This is a genomic window from Janibacter sp. CoH_79_TC_3 (assembly GCF_058197955.1).
Genome location: NZ_JBXWIV010000014.1, coordinates 43,325 through 56,807 on the forward strand (window position 1 = coordinate 43,325; position 13,483 = coordinate 56,807).

10 protein-coding genes and 1 tRNA gene are annotated in these 13,483 nt (G+C 41.3%); 4 read left to right on the top strand and 7 right to left on the bottom strand.

What is annotated here, in order from left to right:
- Window positions 1-114: 114 nt before the first annotated feature.
- From AC2FA3_RS11315 to AC2FA3_RS11330, 4 genes are all read right to left on the bottom strand, one after another.
- The gene (locus AC2FA3_RS11315; RefSeq protein ID WP_201543168.1) at window positions 115-798 is read right to left on the bottom strand and encodes a TetR/AcrR family transcriptional regulator; all 684 of its coding nucleotides are present in this window, start codon (window positions 796-798) and stop codon (window positions 115-117) included.
- 232 nt (window positions 799-1,030) lie between these two features.
- Window positions 1,031-1,819, bottom strand: coding sequence for a TatD family hydrolase (locus AC2FA3_RS11320; protein ID WP_490509647.1), 789 nt, complete (start codon window positions 1,817-1,819; stop codon window positions 1,031-1,033).
- 148 nt (window positions 1,820-1,967) lie between these two features.
- Window positions 1,968-3,755 (bottom strand): type IV pilus assembly ATPase TfpB, encoded by a 1,788-nt coding sequence (gene tfpB / locus AC2FA3_RS11325; RefSeq protein WP_490509648.1) that lies wholly within the window; start codon window positions 3,753-3,755, stop codon window positions 1,968-1,970.
- A 72-nt stretch (window positions 3,756-3,827) separates the two neighbouring features.
- On the bottom strand, window positions 3,828-4,709 hold the full coding sequence (locus tag AC2FA3_RS11330) for a tRNA (N6-threonylcarbamoyladenosine(37)-N6)-methyltransferase TrmO (protein WP_490509650.1): 882 nt from the start codon (window positions 4,707-4,709) through the stop codon (window positions 3,828-3,830).
- Between the two features lie 430 nt (window positions 4,710-5,139).
- On the opposite strand from AC2FA3_RS11330, the gene AC2FA3_RS11335 reads away from it, so the two are divergent.
- The 4 genes from AC2FA3_RS11335 (at window position 5,140) to AC2FA3_RS11350 (ending at window position 7,991) form a co-directional block, all read left to right on the top strand.
- On the top strand, window positions 5,140-5,913 hold the full coding sequence (locus tag AC2FA3_RS11335) for a ferredoxin--NADP reductase (protein ID WP_490509651.1): 774 nt from the start codon (window positions 5,140-5,142) through the stop codon (window positions 5,911-5,913).
- Between the two features lie 137 nt (window positions 5,914-6,050).
- Window positions 6,051-6,137 (top strand) — tRNA-Leu (locus AC2FA3_RS11340).
- A gap of 182 nt (window positions 6,138-6,319) precedes the next feature.
- Window positions 6,320-7,597: a site-specific integrase gene (locus AC2FA3_RS11345; protein ID WP_198334084.1), complete on the top strand. Its 1,278-nt coding sequence runs from the start codon at window positions 6,320-6,322 to the stop codon at window positions 7,595-7,597.
- A gap of 79 nt (window positions 7,598-7,676) precedes the next feature.
- The gene (locus AC2FA3_RS11350; RefSeq protein WP_200663603.1) at window positions 7,677-7,991 is read left to right on the top strand and encodes a hypothetical protein; all 315 of its coding nucleotides are present in this window, start codon (window positions 7,677-7,679) and stop codon (window positions 7,989-7,991) included.
- A 97-nt stretch (window positions 7,992-8,088) separates the two neighbouring features.
- On the opposite strand, the gene AC2FA3_RS11355 is transcribed toward AC2FA3_RS11350, so the two are convergent.
- From AC2FA3_RS11355 to AC2FA3_RS11365, 3 genes are all read right to left on the bottom strand, one after another.
- Window positions 8,089-9,303 (bottom strand): competence protein CoiA, encoded by a 1,215-nt coding sequence (locus AC2FA3_RS11355; RefSeq protein ID WP_490509653.1) that lies wholly within the window; start codon window positions 9,301-9,303, stop codon window positions 8,089-8,091.
- A gap of 98 nt (window positions 9,304-9,401) precedes the next feature.
- Window positions 9,402-12,689, bottom strand: a complete 3,288-nt coding sequence (locus AC2FA3_RS11360; protein ID WP_413501502.1) for a type I restriction endonuclease subunit R — start codon at window positions 12,687-12,689, stop codon at window positions 9,402-9,404.
- Window positions 12,690-12,723: 34 nt separating this feature from the next.
- Window positions 12,724-13,344 (bottom strand): hypothetical protein, encoded by a 621-nt coding sequence (locus tag AC2FA3_RS11365; protein ID WP_413501503.1) that lies wholly within the window; start codon window positions 13,342-13,344, stop codon window positions 12,724-12,726.
- Window positions 13,345-13,483 lie beyond the last annotated feature (139 nt).

The window sequence follows — 13,483 nt, forward strand, 5'->3', positions numbered from 1 at the left end:
AAAAATAAATCTGTACACATGTTAGAAGATAAATTTAACGTGCTGCCATACAGAATATAACAACACAGATTTTTATAAAATAATAGCTGAGTTCGTTCAAAATATAATAACAAGCTAGTAATTGGTATTACGGTGCTCTTCTGACTCAGTCTCTATTTGCTCTACCAATTCTTGCATATCCTCATCCATCACCTCGTCATCAATAGCTGGATAATGGCTTGGTAACTCAAGCATTTGCTGAACAAAGGCATAACGCAAAGTATCACGGCGACCTAAGTAGCGCTGATAAAAACTTGAGTTTAATAATCCCGCGCCGCCTTGACCCATTGCCCAAATTGAGGACAAATAATCACGCGTACTTAAGCTACTATGCTGCTCTTGTAAATACGCGCTGATAATATCAATCAAACGCTTCATACGCTGACGGCGAATATCATAAAGCTCGCCGAATAAACGGTTCAGACCCGTCACCGATGCCGCCAAACGCTCTTCAATTTGGTTAAGCAGCATGGCTTTTTGTGGATTAAATAACTGCTGAAAAATCATCCGCGCGACGCCTGCCGACGGACAGTCATCAATACGATTAATCTCAAATAACTGCTCTTCATAACGGATAATAATACGCAGGTAGAGCTCATCTTTACTGGAGAAATGCTTATATAAGGTGCCTTTAGCCAAATCAAGCTGGTCCGCCAAACTGTCCAAAGTGATATCACCATCGCCTGACTCAAGTAGCAATTGCTCCGCCATCGCTAAGATATTCTCTTCTCGTACCTTGAACTGGTGCTGACGACTCATAATTTCTCCTAAAAACTGACAATATCATGCATATGACCGTCCTTTATATCAGTATATTGGCAGTGCGCGGATTAACTTTATAACAGCTACGCCAGTACCATCAAAGGAAATATGCTTATGTTTGCTAAATAGTCATTAATAATCATGCAGTTAGGTTTAGTATTAAAAATAATTCAAACATAAAACCCCAAGGCTAGTTAATAAATGACTGATTAGTCATAGCATAACCATTTTAGTGATACTGTGCCAGTAAATTTTCAAAGTTTTTTGCCGTCAGTGCGCCGACTTTCTCGCCACTACAGCCATACATCTCAGCAAGATAACTTGCCACGTATGGCACGTATGCTGGCTCATTTGGTCGACCACGTTTAGGTACCGGGGCTAAATACGGGCTATCAGTTTCGATAAGTATTCTATCTTTGGGCATATTTTTTGCCGCATCTTGAATCATTTGCGCACTTTTAAAGCTAACAATCCCTGAGAATGAAATATAAAAGCCTAAATCTAATGCGCGTTTTGCGGTTTCCCAATCTTCAGTAAAGCAATGAATAATACCGTGCTCAGCGCCTTCTGCTTTTAGGATATCAAGCGTATCTTCTTTGGCGTCACGCATATGCACGACAAGCGGTTTCTTCAAGCTTTGGCTGGCATGAATATGACGCGCAAGGCTGGCTTGTTGCTCTTTTTTATTTTCAGTTGACCAATAATAATCCAGCCCGGTTTCCCCTATTGCCCACACATGCTCAGCATCAGCGGTTTTTATCAAACGCTCGACCGTCGCTGACTGCAATACGCCGATATCCTCACAAGGATGAATGCCGACACTCATACCAAGATGTAGCGTCTCGTCATTATAAGTACTGATGATATTGGCAATCTCATCATATTCAGCAAAATCACACATAATGGCCATCGCACGGGTGACATTGGCTTCTTTCATCGCAGCAATTGCGCCAGACAATTGACCATCGTATTTGGTCAAATCTAAACGATTAAGATGGCAGTGGCTATCGGTAAACATAAACAATCTCGTTATAGTCATTTTTAAAAATTATTAAGATAAAAAATTCAATTTGTATCGTATTTATTGTTTTGAAGCGCGCGCTTTTCAAGCACTGCTTAATAAACCTACTTTTAGTGCAATGGCACCTTTCAATATAGCGGAACTACTAATGCAAAGGTACAACGCGCATCACCTCTTCTATGGTTGTTACCCCTTCACTAATACGTTTTGCCCCTGATAAGCGTAGAGGCTGTACTCCTTCGCGGTAAGCTTGCTGCTTAAGCATATCTAAATTGACATCAGCAGCGACCAGTTTTTTTAGCTCATTCGATAATGGCATAATCTCGTATAGACCAACGCGACCTTGATAACCTGTATGGCGACAGTGCTCGCAGCCCTGCGCCTTATAAACTTGTGCTGGCACTGGAGCGCGCCAAGGCTGTACCAATTCTTGCCATTGAATAGCTATTTCACTATCTGCTTCCACATCAACTGCTTGCTTACAATGCGGGCATAATGTTCGTAATAAGCGCTGCGCCATGACGCCCAATATCGTTGCTGAGGTTAAGAACGGCTGAATACCCAAATCGTGCAGACGGGTAATAGAGCTTGGTGCGTCGTTGGTATGTAGGGTTGAGAGCACCAAATGCCCAGTCAACGATGCTTGTACTGCCATATTGGCGGTCTCAGCATCACGAATCTCACCAACCATAATGATATCTGGATCTTGACGCATCAAAGAGCGAATACCATCAGCGAAATGCAAATCAACCCCAGGGTTGACCTGCATTTGATTAAAGGCTGGCTCAATCATCTCAATCGGATCTTCAATCGTACAGACATTGACCTGCTCAGTGGCGAGTTGCTTAAGCGTACTATATAAAGTGGTCGTTTTACCTGAGCCCGTCGGACCAGTGACCAATATAATGCCATTTGGATGTGCAGTCAGCTCATGCCAAGTATCAAGCTGCTTACCCGATAATCCAAGCTGGGCAAACGAGCGCACCAATACTTCTGGGTCAAACACCCGCATCACAAGCTTCTCACCAAAAGCAGTCGGCATAGTAGAGAGACGCAGTTCCGTCTCTAACCCTTTGGGCGTACGGGTTTTTAATCGTCCATCCTGCGGTTTACGTTTTTCTGCCACATTGAGCCGCCCTAGTATTTTAATACGTGCGGTCACCGCCACTATAATGGCGAGTGGCATCTCATACACACTATGCAGCACGCCATCAATACGAAAGCGCACCTTCCCTGTCTCGCGGCGTGGCTCTAGATGAATGTCACTGGCGCGCTGCTCAAAGGCATATTGCAACAGCCAATCGACGACTTTGACAATATGTTGGTCATTGGCATCGGGATTGGTGTTATCGCCTAGCTGCAACAAGGCTTCGACATTGGTCACATCCGCTGTGGCACGTTTATGTAGGGAGTTAGCCCCCGCAATCGCTTGCGTGACTTGATAAAACTCCTGCCGATAGCGACTGATTTGCTCAGGATTGATAAAGACCGTACGATAGCTTTTTGACTTAATAAGCTTTTCAATATTGCTATGCCAATCGGTATAAAATGGTTGATCAGTACCTATAACCACCTCATCAAGCGTCACTTCAATCGGTAAAATATGCTGCGAGCGCGCATACTCAAACGACATTAGTTGCGTCACCGCCGGTACATCGACCTTTAATGGATCGATACGCACTAGCGGCATATCTGCTTTGGCAGCCAGCCATTGATTAAGCCATGCCAGCGTTAATTTATTCTCAGAATTACTATCAAGCGCGTGACCATTTGGCAGCCCAAACTCACTAATCGTTAAGAGCGGATGCTGCGCCTTATTACGTCGACTGGTAATGACGAGATTATAGCCGCGCTGATCAATCACCCTATCTGCCAACAATTCATCTAGGCACCAACGTAAATCAATCACTATCGAATATTTTTGAGCAGGCATAGTTGTCTTCTTCTATGGTTTAGAGCATTTGGTCAGCGGCGATATTTAATATAACTCTGATATTTACTTTAATTATATTATGACAATATTCTTTATTTGTAATTCACCTGATTCCAGCAATTGAAAACTGATATCGACAGATTTATAACGCATAACAAATGACGTATTTATCTCTGTACGCCGATAAGCAGGACGTGGGTCTTGTGCTATCAGGGCTTTGATAGTATCCAGATCAGACATTACCAACTGACTTTGGATACTATCAATGACTTTTTTGACTGATGATTGCTTATTTTGAGCATTTTCTGCTGCTATATTATCCGCACTTTGATTGGCGATAATTTGCACAAACTGTTCATAAGCCCATTCGGTAATGGTCACATTCAACAAGTTTGGTGCAGAGCGTGCAAAACCGCTTTGGGCATCAGGTAAGGCATCACTGTAAGCCACGTAAGGCTTGATATCGATGATGGGCGTACCATCTATCATATCAGCACCGCTAATAATAAGTAACACCCGACCTTCTACAATCTCAATGCGTTCAAGCTTGACCACAGATAACCCGAGCGCAGATGGACGATACATACTGCGACTGGCAAATACGCCTATTTTTTGATTACCACCCAAACGCGGTGGCCGCACTTGCGGACGAAAAGCGCTATCGACTTTCTCTTGCTGCTTATGGTTATCTAAACTGGTCTGCTTGTCTTTATATAACTTGTCTTTATATAGATAGTTATGATGAAACTGCCAACTGATCCAAATGTGGCTAAAATCCTCCAGTCCGACAAATGCTGCTGGCGTATCATACGGCGCGAGCATTTCAATCACACTGGTAAGCGCCACCAAATTTGGCTGCCTTGTCGCGCCAAACTTTTGCGACAGCGGTGCACGTTGGTAGCCAATAATGGGCGATATATGATGGCTTAAAGATGCAGTAGTCTGGCAAATCATAAATCAAATCCAACAAAGTAAATGTATGATAATAAATGGCACGCGCCAATCATAGAAAATTATCCGCTAACGATATTCCATTTTATCATGCTACAGACAGGCAGCCAGACGGATTTTTACTTTAAAGTTTGTTATGATGAGCGAGAAATTTATTGAGAATGGCTTGCATTCATACAGTTGCACTCATAAAGCCTTCATTCATAAAGTACGGGCATCAAGATTTACTCTTATGAACAAGGCTGGCTTGATAAAACCTGACGTCTTATAAAACCTGATAATAATGTTAGAATAACAGTTTTTGCTGGCGTCATTTGCTTGTCTGACTCAATAAACGCTTTATTTTATTAAAACGTTACATAACGTTAAACTTTTTTATTTAACACAGATTTCAATTTGCGAATACACATTACCACTTACTAACGAGGGCTTTATGTCAAAACTCCGCACCGAAACGGTCACAGAGGTTCATCATTGGAATGACTCTCTATTCAGCATCAAAACCACGCGCGACGATGGCTTACGCTTCCGTAATGGCGAGTTTGCGATGATTGGTATCGTTGTCGATGGTAGACCGCTATTGCGCGCTTACTCGATTGCCAGCCCTAACTATGAAGAGCATCTGGAATTTTTCTCTATTAAAGTACAAGACGGTCCATTAACCTCGCGTTTGCAGCATATCAAAGTGGGCGATGAGTTATTGGTCAGTAAAAAGCCGACTGGAACTTTGGTACTGGACGATTTATTACCGGGTAAGCATTTATATATGCTATCAACTGGCACGGGACTTGCGCCATTTTTAGCCTTAGCACGTGACCCGGAAGTCTATGAGCGTTTTGAAAAAATCATTTTGGTACACGGCGTGCGTCAGGTTAAAGACTTGGCTTATCGTGAAATGTTCGAAGAAGAGCTGCCAAATGATGAAATCTTTGGTGAAGATTTCCGTAAAAAGTTCATTTACTATCCTACTGTAACGCGCGAAGAGTTTAGAAATACTGGCCGTATCACTGACCTGATGAAATCAGGCAAATTCTTTGAAGATATTGGTCTGCCTCCGATGAATAAAGACGACGACCGTGTAATGATTTGCGGTAGTATGCCGTTTAACGCTGAAGTGTCAGCGATTTTGGACGATTTTGGTCTCACTGTCTCGCCACGTATGGGCGTGCAAGCAGATTATGCCGTTGAACGCGCCTTCGTTGGTTAAAAATGAATTTTTATCGTAAATATAATAAATAATTCTTGACGCTCGAAAATAGGCTGCTATAATACGCAGCCTATACAGAGATAACCCTGTAGCCCAATTCGATACAGTCTAGCACTAAAGACTTTATCACCTAACACGCCGGTGTGATGGAATTGGTAGACATGACGGATTCAAAATCCGTTGCCTTTAAAAGCGTGTCGGTTCAAGTCCGACCACCGGTACCACTATACGAAACCCTTACAGTCTATGGATTGTGAGGGTTTTTTATTGCGTGAATTATTTATAAATTGGTCGAGTAATACTAGCGTCAAATAAAATTTTGATACTATCTTGATACTTTAATACATCTGTATGTTCACGTATTATAGTGCTATTAATATAATAACTGCGGCGTGACGGATGAATTATGAAAGTTAAGCTTAGTAAGAAGTTTATCGATTCAGTTGCATATGCTTCAAGTGGTACAGACATCTATATGGATGAAGTATTAACGGGTTTTGCACTTCGTGTAGGTAAGCAATCTAAGAGATACACGCTTCATAAACGCATCAATGGTAAGCTCTATCGTGACGAAGTTGAAGAAACACATCTAATCACTTTGACTGAAGCTCGTGAAAAAGCTAGCACGATGATGGTCAACATAAAAAAGGGGCTTGATGTTTACGATGGTTATCACGCTACTCCAAAGTTAAAAGACATTCAAGATTGTAATATACCAACACTCAATGAAGCATATACCTACTTTAAATCGATGAAGCCAAATCTTGCTAGCCGTACTATTGAAACTTATGATCAGCAAATACTTGGTCGACTCGATGACTGGCTTGATATATCGTTAAACGATATAACTAAAACTATGATAAGTGAAAAACATAAGGAAATCAGCAAATCTAGTCCAGCTCAAGCGAATGCCACTATGCGAGCTCTCCGCTCTATATGGAACTACTGTCAAGATAGTTTTTTAGATGACGATGAGGAGTACATAATAAAGGATCAACCCATTCGAATACTGAATGCCAAGAATGATTGGAACAAAATTAAACCTCGTACTCGTCATGTTGAAGAAGAGTATTTAGGAGTATATTTTAAAACTTTGATTGAACACCGTGACGGTAGTTCTTTCAAACAAGCATCTTATAGCAATAATGCTCGTGATCTTTTACTGCTTTTTATGTTTGCTGGAGTTCGCTTAAATGAAGCGCAGACACTAAGATGGGAAGATGTAGACCTTGACGCTGCTCGTATCGTTTTTAAAGCTACTAAAAATGGTTCTGATTACCATATGCCTACTGGAAAAATACTTCAAGCCATACTTAGTGAACGCTATAGATTGAGCAATGGAGAGCGTTGGGTATTTCCGAGTGATTTGAAAAGAAATAGCGACCACGTTAAAGATTTGAGCGGTAGTTATCATTCAATATCAGACAAAGCTGGCTTGCACATTACGCCTCACGATTTACGTCGTACATTTGGCACTGTCGCCAATAGTCTTAATGTAACCTATCCTGTACTAAAGAGACTGCTAAATCATCGTGAGGCTAAATCTAGTGATGATGTGACACTACATTACATACAGGTATCACAGCGACAATTACGTGAAGCTTTAGATGAGATTGAAGCTTTTTATTGCAAGCATATAGGAATGACTCAAGATGAGGTGATTAAGAGCCTCTTACAGACATAACTTCATATAGTTTTTTAAAGTTCTGTACAACTAACTAATCGATAGAACATATAACGATATTTTGATTAGGAGACATACTATGGGTATCAAACTTGAATTTGGTATGACACAGAATAGTAGAGATCAAAAAATCTGTGTTGATTATTGGGCATATGATCATAAGGAGGATTATCTTGAACATGTACAAATGCTATGTCAGAAATATAGAATCAACTCAAATCTATTGTTTGAGACGATTGCTCAATGTTACGCTTGTTTAGATGATGTGCTCTGTGAGTACTGCACAAGTGCTTGCCCGGTAGAGATGCCAGCAGATATCCTATATATGCGTGCTCAAGATAGTTGGTGTTGTATGGTTTGCAAAAACGCAGTATGGCAAAAGGCTTACGTTTGATTGCTGTCAAACCTATATAGTAGCTATTGCAAAATCTACAGTAGTGAATTAAATTTTATGATTTTTTATAAACAATCATATATGCCAATTATTCTGATTAAACTGGTTCACTATCTCTAGTAACCCATTTACCAAACTCAAAACTCTCGTTATATTTGATTTTGAAACTGTTGTTTACACGGTAAACACATTCCGTATTAAGAGTTGTATTCGAAGTATAGAATTTTTCTGTATTAAGACCTAAATACTTTATAAAAAGCGGCTTAGTGAAAAATTTTTTTAAATAGGTACTATATTGACCATCTCTATCTATGACAAAACCACATTCAACACAAGTATTGACTATAAAAACTTTGTTGAGTATTTCACTACGCACCTTTTTTATGGGTGAAAAAACATAATGCTTAGAAAAATGTGTATTAATAATTCTAAGCTCTTTATCGCTACAATCTTTTATTTTCTTAGAACGTACTTTATAGTCTTCTTTGTATCCCACCTCAGAAATTATCGGATTGGAGTAACCACATTTAGCGCAAGAGTCTTTACTCACCCCTAAAGTCATCTCAGTGATACCGTTGGATTTAAATCTAAACTTTGTAGAGGTGAATCGCTCATAAGGTATAAAAACTAGGCCTTGTGAAACCAATCTTTGTATAAAATTCTCTAATGGTAGTGTAATAGGCTTAAATGAACAGTGGTTGTACCGACTACTGTTGCTGTCTAGCTTATTCACGTTATAAATCATATAAGCTTGATTGTCCTGTGTCTTATTTCTATAAATAGAGAATACAGGTATGTCTTTCGTACTATAAGCATAATCGCCTGTAATTGCGTTCGTATCTTTAATTGAGCCACTTCTAAGCAACCACGCACACCTTACACCTGATTGAGCATATTTTTCTTGTCTGCGTTTTGTTTCTATAAAAGTTTGAGGGCTCCATTGCACTTCAATGGCAATCTTCGCTTTACCTTTTTCTGCGTAGATATCTGCTATCCATTCCTCACCACTAGGGGTAACCCCTCTTTTTTCGACTTCTACATTCCAACCATTTCTATCTAATTCTTTCATAACAAGATATTTGATATGCATGTGTTCGGCAGTTTCACCACCAGTCGAGCAGTCAGAGTCTTTAGGTTTTGCCTTATGAGCGAAGAACTGCGTACCTAGCTTACTTGTCTTTAGTATTGCCTGATTACCACAGCAAGCCATATTGAAACTGGACGCTTTATCTTCTTTTAAAGCTATCCAATCTTTTAAACTATATATAAAACTATAGATTTTTTCATCATTTTTTATGCAAATAAAAGCCATATTGATCCTTAATTATTTTGACTTTTAAGCTAGCATTACCTTTTTGTGTATTTTCATACTTTCTTAGTTAACCAAGCATAATTTAAAGCTTATCTTTATTAAGCACTCAATTTGTTATCCAATAAGAACCGCGTAAACTGCGCTAAGCGATTAGAATCAGACAACAACTGCTTAGTGATCTCCTGATACGCTTCTTGGCTATCAAAGATAGCGTCTAGCGTGGCATCTGGATAATCACCTAACATAATCTTATCCGCTGGATTATTAGCAATCTGCTGCATGACGATATCGTTCTCTTTAATCTTATCCCATATCGTTTGCGAATAGTTGAGCATATCGCTATCGGTTAGATTTTCCGTATCAAACATCTCATTAAGCCGCGCCACAATTTGCGATAACAAATCCTCTTCCTTGTCCCTCGCTCTACCGCCGCCGCCGCTGCCTGATTTTAGATCAATACTCTCTTCTTGCAGCTTTAAATCTTGTTGACGAAGTTTAGATAAGCGGTAGTGACTCATAACAATATTACTAAGATCAACGTCGTCGTCATCATCTAGCTTTTCGCGTAGCATAGGTTGCAGGTGACGAGCATACAAACTCAGCTTCTCCAACGCTTTATCATCATAATCGACAATTTGCGACATGAACTCATACTGGCGCGTGAAAGTGGTCAGATCCTTCTTAAATAGCTCAAGTGCGTCTTGCTCCACCTTATAGCCTTTATAATCGGTCTCAGCGTTAGCAATCAGCACCGCATCTCCAGTAGCATTACTTCGTTCTAGTAGCATCTTGGCATTGGCAGCCTGCTCTTTTGCTTCTTTATAGCGTTTTTGCCAACGCTCAACGGCAGGCTTGCAGATATTACTGACAGCGGCACCAGATTTGTTCTTGGCGTAAAAAGCAATAGCAAACTGTTCAACCTCCGGCCAATCGAATATACCGCCAGCACATAGCTTCTCATACAGATCAAACACACTATCAGGATCAGACACATCATCTAAAGTAGCATTTTTATAATACGGCTGAAACGCCTCTAATATGTCTTCTGGATCATTAAAGAAGTCGAGCACAAAGGTGCCACTCACTGACTTGCCAGCATATGTACGGTTTAAACGTGAGAGCGTCTGCACACAGTCTACGCCGCCAAGCTTTTTATCCACGTACATGGCGCATAATTTGGGCTGATCAAACCCTGTTTGAAATTTATTAGCCACTAGCATCACTTGATAATCATCACTATCAAAGGCTTTACGCATATCACGCCCTTTAAGATTAGGGTTCATATTATGCTCAGTAAATTTTTGATCAATTAAGGCGCTACTATCAGGATCATCAGCGTTAAAGCTGACCTCACCCGAAAACGCTACCATAGCATTGATACCTTTATAGCCGTGATCAGTAATATAGCGATCAAAGGCGAGCTTGTAGCGAACTGCCTCCTTACGTGAACCTGTCACGACCATAGCTTTGGCTTGCCCGCCGAGTAACCCTTTGATGTTTTCATTAAAATGCTCAATGATGACTTTAACCTTTTGCGCGATGTTATGATCATGCAAGCGCACCCAGTTATTAAGCTTGATAGTCGCGCGGCGGGTATCGACTTCTTTGTCTTCAGCAGCAATTTTTTGGGTTAACTGATAGACCACTTTGTAATTGGTATAGTTTTTTAACACGTCTAAGATAAAGCCCTCTTCTATAGCTTGGCGCATTGAATAGACATGATAAGACTCAGGTACGTTCTGTTTTGACGGTGGCAGATCAGGATTAGGTACACGTCCAAACAACTCTATCGTTTTTGGCTTAGGTGTAGCGGTAAAGGCATAGTAGCTCAAATTAGGACTGTTACGACGCGCGGCAATGACGTTATCTAGCATATCTTCACTAGATAGTACCTGATCGCTATCTTTATCATTGCTGTCACTGTCATTATCACCAGACACTAACACTTCTTTGAGCTTACGCGCAGTAGTACCTGTCTGTGAGGAATGCGCCTCATCAGCGATAATGGCATAACGGCGTGACTTTAAGACAGCGGAGTCTTCAATGGCTTTGAGCACAAACGGAAAGGTTTGGATAGTGACGATGATAATCGGTTGTGAGTTTACCAAGGCGCTGGCTAGCTTCTCAGACTTTGACCCTTCACCCTCTTTATTATTAATACGTCCAACCACGCCATCGGCATGTTCAAACTGAAAGATCGTATCTTGTAGTTGTTGATCCAGTATCGTACGGTCAGTAATGACAATGACAGAATGAAACTGTTTATCGCCGTCACTGTTATATAAAGTCGATAGCTGATGCGCTGTCCACGCGATAGAATTAGACTTACCTGAGCCTGCGCTATGTTGAATGAGATACTTTTGACCCGCGCCCTCATCGATAGCCGCATCAACCAACTTGGTCACGACGTCCCACTGATGATAACGCGGGAATATTAAACTCTCCTTCTTAGACTTGCGCCCTTCCCAATCTTCAACCTCTTCAATCTGCAAGTGAACGAAATGCCCAAGGATCGAAAGTAAATTCTCTGGCGTCAGCACTTCATTCCATAGGTAATCGGTGGCATAACGGCTGCTATCGGCTGGCACGTCATTACCCGCGCCGCCCTCGCTGGTGCCTTTATTGAACGGTAAGAAGTAAGTACTGTCACCTGCCAGCTTCGTGGTCATATAGACTTCATATTGACTGACGGCGAAATGTACCAGTGCGCCGCGCTTAAAGGTCAGCAGTGGTTCAGGTTTTTTAGTATCAGGGTCTTTCGGCAGGCGGGTCTTCTTATACTGAGTAATGGCATTTTGTACCGCTTGCTTAAACTCCGACTTTAGCTCCATTGTAGTGACAGGCAAGCCATTGACGAATAGCACGATATCGATACGGTTACGCTTAGCGACCTTGCCATTAGCGTCAGCGCCGTCTTTAAGACTGGTATAAGGGCTATACACTACCTCAGGGACGACACGGCAGATATTGGCTTCATAGCGCGCCATGGTCTCAGGATTGAGGTTGTGCTCAGGCTTGAACTGGCAAAGTGAGAAGCGCGCGTTACGAATCTTAAGCCCATGACGCAATACGCCTAATGTGCCATAAGTGCGCGAGGCTCTATCGGTAGCTTGCGCGTCCGCTTTGTTGAGCTGCTTGACTAAGGCGGCGATAAAGTGGCGCTCAGAGTCGATAGGAAAGGTGCGGCAGAACTTCTCCCATTCCTGCGGCTGGGTAGTCTGCACAAAGTCGAGCACGTCTTGCTCATAAAGTGCCGTCTCTGCCTGATAGCCACTAGGACTACCCAATTGCCAGCCTTGCGCTTGCATCTGAGTGACGATATCGGCTTGTAAGACAGATTCGTAGGTGATGTTATGGGCGTTAGTAGCAGTGCTAGTCTGAGTCATGACATGATTCTTATTATTGGGTTATAAATTAGGCTTATGAGATCAACCAAACTTTGTTAATTTCAACGATCTTATGTTCTCGACCATTAATAATCTCTGTTCCCAATATCTTACTAGGGTCAGTCTCTTGCACCATTTCTCTACTGTCTTCATCGGTCATATCATAAGCTTCAATATGCCGACTGAGCTGCCAGATATGGCAATCTAAGTACTTAGCAGTGTTTGCATTGTAATGAATAGAGCTTTGAATACCATTTTGGGGCTGTTTATCTACTGACTCAAAAGTATTCTGATAAAAGTTTTTATGAGCCTTTATCGCACAAACCACTTGGGATCGACTGATATAATCTTCGTATAGCCAAATTTGTAGATAGTAAGGAGTTTGCAACGTTTCTAGCGAGTCTTTCCATGACTGATAGATTTTTTGCAAATTTTTAATCAGTAAATACTCACAGTCACCTGTTGGCTCAGGATAAACACTACTGCCTAAAGGTAAGCGCGACCATGGTTGTACCCGAAACTTAACGTAGTCTCTTTTTTCTTGAGTCAGTAGATTAATATTAAGGCTCTTACGATTATCACCCCATTGCTCAATAGCACGTTTACGGCGGTTGATGCCTCTTATTTTTCGGTATTTTATAGCGCTGTTTTTCATAGGAATCTCTACTCTCAGTTCAAATCATGCTTAAAGTCGCTAAGATAAACAGGATGTAAACTTCATCTACTATCCCAGCTAATTGCTCTATACAAAGTCCAGCACGTCTTGCTCATAGAGTGCTGTCTCAGTCGTATAG

What these genes read in the sequence shown, in the direction of transcription:
- AC2FA3_RS11315 (WP_201543168.1), bottom strand. Translation starts at nt 798, where the DNA reads ATGAGTCGTCAGCACCAGTTCAAGGTACGAGAAGAGAATATCTTAGCG.
- AC2FA3_RS11320 (WP_490509647.1), bottom strand. Translation starts at nt 1,819, where the DNA reads ATGTTTACCGATAGCCACTGCCATCTTAATCGTTTAGATTTGACCAAA.
- tfpB (WP_490509648.1), bottom strand. Translation starts at nt 3,755, where the DNA reads ATGCCTGCTCAAAAATATTCGATAGTGATTGATTTACGTTGGTGCCTA.
- AC2FA3_RS11330 (WP_490509650.1), bottom strand. Translation starts at nt 4,709, where the DNA reads ATGATTTGCCAGACTACTGCATCTTTAAGCCATCATATATCGCCCATT.
- AC2FA3_RS11335 (WP_490509651.1), top strand. Translation starts at nt 5,140, where the DNA reads ATGTCAAAACTCCGCACCGAAACGGTCACAGAGGTTCATCATTGGAAT.
- AC2FA3_RS11345 (WP_198334084.1), top strand. Translation starts at nt 6,320, where the DNA reads ATGAAAGTTAAGCTTAGTAAGAAGTTTATCGATTCAGTTGCATATGCT.
- AC2FA3_RS11350 (WP_200663603.1), top strand. Translation starts at nt 7,677, where the DNA reads ATGGGTATCAAACTTGAATTTGGTATGACACAGAATAGTAGAGATCAA.
- AC2FA3_RS11355 (WP_490509653.1), bottom strand. Translation starts at nt 9,303, where the DNA reads ATGGCTTTTATTTGCATAAAAAATGATGAAAAAATCTATAGTTTTATA.
- AC2FA3_RS11360 (WP_413501502.1), bottom strand. Translation starts at nt 12,689, where the DNA reads ATGACTCAGACTAGCACTGCTACTAACGCCCATAACATCACCTACGAA.
- AC2FA3_RS11365 (WP_413501503.1), bottom strand. Translation starts at nt 13,344, where the DNA reads ATGAAAAACAGCGCTATAAAATACCGAAAAATAAGAGGCATCAACCGC.